The 5310-nt window shown below is 36.5% G+C and carries 5 protein-coding genes and 1 pseudogene; all 6 read right to left on the bottom strand.

The features are described from left to right. Nucleotides 1–9 precede the first annotated feature (9 nt). Nucleotides 10–696, bottom strand: a complete 687-nt coding sequence (locus Q0191_RS03635; RefSeq protein ID WP_297663928.1) for a YjjG family noncanonical pyrimidine nucleotidase — start codon at nucleotides 694–696, stop codon at nucleotides 10–12. Between the two features lie 90 nt (nucleotides 697–786). Next, nucleotides 787–876, bottom strand: a pseudogene (locus tag Q0191_RS03630) (AraC family transcriptional regulator); the annotation flags it as partial. Between the two features lie 87 nt (nucleotides 877–963). After that, nucleotides 964–2460 carry a hypothetical protein gene (locus Q0191_RS03625; RefSeq protein WP_015605085.1) on the bottom strand — a complete coding sequence of 499 codons (1497 nt, stop codon included), beginning with the start codon at nucleotides 2458–2460 and terminating at the stop codon, nucleotides 964–966. Next, nucleotides 2453–3325, bottom strand: coding sequence for a hypothetical protein (locus Q0191_RS03620; RefSeq protein ID WP_015605086.1), 873 nt, complete (start codon nucleotides 3323–3325; stop codon nucleotides 2453–2455). Before Q0191_RS03620 ends, Q0191_RS03625 begins: the two co-directional genes overlap by 8 nt. 582 nt (nucleotides 3326–3907) lie before the next feature. After that, nucleotides 3908–4834: a DNA repair protein RadC gene (locus Q0191_RS03615; RefSeq protein WP_297663925.1), complete on the bottom strand. Its 927-nt coding sequence runs from the start codon at nucleotides 4832–4834 to the stop codon at nucleotides 3908–3910. Nucleotides 4835–4887: 53 nt separating this feature from the next. Next, nucleotides 4888–5310 (bottom strand): GyrI-like domain-containing protein (locus Q0191_RS03610; protein WP_297663923.1); only part of this gene is annotated, 423 nt, incomplete at its 5' end.

Below are 5310 nucleotides of genomic sequence, written 5' to 3'. Positions count from 1 at the left end.
AAAATTTTTTCAAAGCAGTAATTTTTTAATTTCTTCATAGGAAGATACCGTATAAGTCGGCTGCGCACTGCTATTGTTCATCAACTTCTTGGGATTGTACCAGATAGAGTCCATTCCTGCATTATTGGCGCCAGCAATATCTGCTGTCAAGGAATCTCCAATCATCAAAGTCTGGGACAGGTCAAAATCTGGTATCTGCTCTGCTATTTTTTCATAAAACAAAGCTTCAGGCTTCTGAGTCCCCATCTTTTCTGAGATGAAAATGTGATTAAAATAAGGAGAAATGTCGGAATTGGCCATGCGACCGGTCTGAATAGCCGTAATACCATTGGTGGCTCCGTAAATCTCATAATCAGCTGCTGTCAGACTGTCCAAAAGCTCACTAGCACCAGCATATGTTTGTCCTTGCTGAGCAATATGCTGCTGATAGAGAAGGGCCAACTCGGCTCCATCCTTCTCAATACCAAAATGAGCAAACAAGCGTGAAAAGCGAGTGTTGACCAGCTCCGACTTGGTAATTTTCCCCTGCTCCAGTTCCCGCCAAAGCCCCTTATTCATGGGAATATAATAATCTTTATAGGTCTGAATCTCTGTCACGCCCTGCTCTTCCAAAAACTGAGTCAGCGCGATGTCTTCTGCCGTATCAAAATCCAACAGCGTATGGTCAAGGTCGAAAAGTAGAAATTTGTATGACAAGGTAGGAATCCTTTCTGTAACAGTAGTAGCTTCATTATACCACAATGCACCAAAAACCAGCCGCTCAAAAATGAACGGCTGATTTCTAATCTATTTCACAACTGGAATCCAGACTTTCATTTGATAATCTGGGGAGTACATATCACCCTCAGTGTAGACTTCAAAATCTGGTGCTCTGCTCCTGACTTAAGGAAACTCGTGCTAAAATAGAGTCACTATAATATATGGAAAAATGTACCTCAAATAATTATTTAGATAAGAGGAATATCAAGATAAAAAATAATCATCTATCTCATCAATATTTTTTAGAATTTTAGTTTCGGGAACTCCTATCTTCTTAGCCATGTCAATGGAAGATATAAATCTCAATGATAAATTCAAATTGTAGTCAAAAGCATATTCTTGAAGTTCACCAAGTTCATGATATAGGCTCATTAGTTTATCTAGTTGTTTTTTAAACTTAATATCTAAACGATTTATATAATCATTTACATCTCTTTGATAACTAAGGATTACACTTCGCTCATGCTTATTTAGCATGTCCTTCCCTAAACTAAGGGCTGTAGTTGCAACAATTGAACCAATTAGAGCTCCTATAACAGGTATTGGAATCAACGATTGCCCTATTGCTGCCCCAATCGCTGCCCCTGTAGCATCAAGGGAATTCAATGTTACTAAATTGATAAAATCATCAGTATCGATATCTCCATTTCTGTACTTAACAATAGCTGTACTTAATCCAAATGTGCCAGAAACAATTGCTCCTGCACTGGGCGCAGCTAAATGACAAACATTTGTAAGTCCATAAATAGCAAACCCTGATACTCCACCTTTTATAGCACCGTTTGCTGTACTGATACCACATTGTTGCCAATCATTAGCATCAAAATCCCAAATATCTTTTCCATCGTTATGTTTTCTATAAATAAAAATAGCTAAGTTCAGTCCACCTTGAACTGCTGCGCCAACACCAGCAACTTTTGAAGCCTCAGCAAAAGTGGGTTGTGATTTTTGATAAGCAACTGATTTCTCCTTGTTTGCCTTATTTTTTATATCCAGCTCTTGTTGAAATGCTTGTTTATTAATAGCATCAACTTCACCAGATAATGTTTGATTAATAGTACCTTTTTGAACATCTCTGTATCGTAATAAAGAGGGTCTTAACCACTCATTATATCGAGATCCACGTAGATTACTTTCATTTTCAATAGCCTGTTTAATTTTATTAATTTGTGAGAGTGATAACCTGTTACCATTATATTCAACAGTTTTTGCTCCACTCATAATTTTTTCAATAACCTCTACATGGTCTTTAGGAAACATCATAATCATATTTTCATATCTAGAAGCCTGTTTAATCTCCTCTAAGATATTAGAATAAAATTTCATCTGAACTTCATTACCCTGAAGTAATATATCAGCTGCCCCATTATCATTCAACAAAATGATACTTTTTTGCAATCCTTCAAAAACATCTCTTGCGTTTCTAATGCCAGTTTCAGCAAATTCAGCTATAAAACCATGTGCTCCTGTGTCACCACCTCGATTATTACTTATAAGATTTTCAATTTCTAGTTTGGCTAAATCAAGATTTGATAATGCATTGGCTGTTCTCGTAGCTAAATCTGAAAGCTTATTCGTTTCATTTACTAGAATCATATCTAATGAATGTAATAAATCTGATAATCTTATACTATTCAGATAATCAACATATGCTGCAATGCTTTGTTCCAATACATTGTCACGGCTCTGTTCATCAAGCATCTAACTTAAGTTCCTTATTAATTAGCTGAGCCAATGTCAATGTTGAATTAACTAATAAGCCAGCTTGATTTTTTTCATCATGGGAAAATAAGCTATAATCATTCCCTTTTAGAGAAGATAGGGCATTCTTAATACCATTAATTTGAATTTCAGTCAATTTAATCAATGATATGACTTCAGAATTCTTATTGTTAAATCTTCGAATTACTATTTCTAGTTTTTCTCTATCTTTGGTAACACTATCAGCAGTTTCTCTATTTTTATTTCTTGCAAAGAAACCTGTGCCTATAGAACCTGCAAACATAACACCAGCTAAACTCCAGCCAACTGGTCCAGCCAAAGCTAATAATGCGCTTCCAGCAGTCATCCCGCCGCCACCAGCTGCTAAAGCTCCTCCACCAAGCCAAGCTAAGGCAGCATTAGTTGCTGCTGCACCAGATAATGTTGAAATAGCAGTACCTGTAGATGCCACTCCAAATGTAGTGGCAATACTCATTGCAGCAGTTGGCCCCATAGTAGCAACCGCTACTCCAAGCGCACTCAATGTCGCACCTACTCCTGTTCCACCGGAAGCAGCCTTTGCTTCTAGCTCTGCTTTCTTTATTTCGCGTTGCTTTACCGCAAAGTTTTCCATCTCAATCTCTATTTTTTTCAAGTTTATGTCAAATTCTTTAGGTGTATTAGCTAGTTGATTAATACGTTCTTCAACAACTTTAACTAAATCTACTCCTTTGATGCGCTTGGAGTAAAGAGAATTTGCATTATTTCCCAAAGTCTTTGCGACACCCTCATAACGGTTAACAGCCTCATTAAAATCATTTATTGCATTTTTTCGAAGTTCCTTATTAAATAAATCAATAGACATAGACGTACCTCTTAAACCATAAAATTATTTTTTCTGTATGCGTATTATATCATATTCTGTTTGCTACTACAATATAAATATATTATTAAAAAACCAGTACCTAAGGACATGTAACCGTAAACAAAAGAGAGTAATTTAGCTATTTTTATTATCTACTTTAAATAATCTTTTAAAAAGATTTATCATAAACTAATATTGAATTATTTTTATGAAACATTAAATACTATTTAACGCTTTTCTATTTACATTTATAATAAAATAAAAGCTTTCTTACTAATCAAATTGCAAATATGATAGCAAATACACAATCCCCAGAAATTATTTATATAGGACAGATTATAAGCGTTTATTTGTATTATTTAATTTTTACTATTCTTTAGTTGTATGATAAAGTCAAAAACCTTTCTGCAACTGTAATAGCTTCATTATACCACAATGCATAAAAAAACAGCCGCTCAAAAATAAACGGCTGATTTCTAATCTATTTCACCACTGGTATCCAGAGATTTATTTGATAGTCTGGTGCCCCTGGTTTCGATTCTACTGCATTACCAAACAGCGTCTTCGTTTTTCTCACTTTTTCTACTCTTCTTTATAGCGAATACACAAATCTCTAAATCTATTATCTAGCGCTGCAATATCATACAAGACTTCTGATAGTTTCTGATAATCTTCCTCGATACAAAATAGATGAGCTTGGCCAAACAATTTTGCTAAATTTTCTTTTAGTTCAGATCTAACCGTATCGTGGTCTTTTAAGAAGTTGCTCATGTATAGATTTCTGATAGAAGCTAATTTGAAGCTAAAGTATTGATGAAGATGCTTTTGTTCTTCATTCAAGCCATTGTCCGCCACCGACTTAGCATATCTTGCTATCACATTCTCCTCGCCATCTTCATATTGTTGCTTCATCAGCATAGATGTTTTCTGGTAAATTTCTTTGAAAGTTGGAGATTTGATTTTTTTGAAGTTTCCCCACATGGAGAAAGAACCTCTTTTATAGTCGATATTTTTAGCTTCCCAGGCTTTCGAAAATTCTGAGAAAGTCATTTTCATACAAGCAAAGCCTGCTGGATCATGGAAATAGATAAACTCATCATCTAGATCATAAACTGAAACAAAATGGTCCACCCCATACAAATGAATATGATTGGGATTATAAGTCAGATAACCCATGTCCAAAGGGCCAAGAACAACTGGCCCGCTGAGCAAGAACTTGCTTAGCATTTCTCTGATAGAGAGAAGATCCACCGCATTTGAATCCTTTATATAGTATTCATCATATGTAAAACCCAAAATGTTTAAAGAATGGCTGATAGAACTATCTGGCATCCCATTATCAAAGAAGACTAAGGGGTGTTTTTCATCTTCCTTTATAATACTAGCACCATTTCCCATCACCATAATAGCTTCCAAAAACTCAGGGCGAACATCATAACCATACGAATGCAGCGCCATCGCAAGTGAATATGTATAACAAAGAGAAACGTCCCCAAAATACATCTGCATAGCATCATCCTCCTCTATAATCGACAGCTAAAAAATGACTTACAATCACCATTTTATTTCACCACTGGTATCCAGAGTTCCATTTGATAGTCTGGCGAGGACATGTCTCCCTCGGCGTAAACTTCAAAGTCTGGTGCTCCTGAGTGGCGATAACCTGTTTCTGGGAAGAAGACTTCCAAAACATATTCCCAAGCATGGTGGATGCTGGCAGGTATAGCCCCCTTGACTGGTACGATGGCATATTCAGCTGCTGGGATTTCCTTGATAGAAAGGCCTAGGGCTTCTGCTTTCGCTTTATCCGTCGCATCATAAGCAGCCATATAGTTGATGATTTCGCTTTCTTTGACATCAGAGCAGACGCCAAAGGATTGGCCACGGCCCAGACTTTCTAGGCTTTCAAAGCTATGATTTGCATAGAGCTGCTCCCATGCAGACGGGCACTGGCTATTGTCAATAGCTTCCAATAGGACGCCTGC

The sequence above is a fragment of the uncultured Streptococcus sp. genome, assembly GCF_938036805.1.
Lineage (GTDB): Bacteria > Bacillota > Bacilli > Lactobacillales > Streptococcaceae > Streptococcus.
Note: the sequence above shows the minus strand (reverse complement) of the source record. Positions and strands in the feature narration are given on the sequence as shown.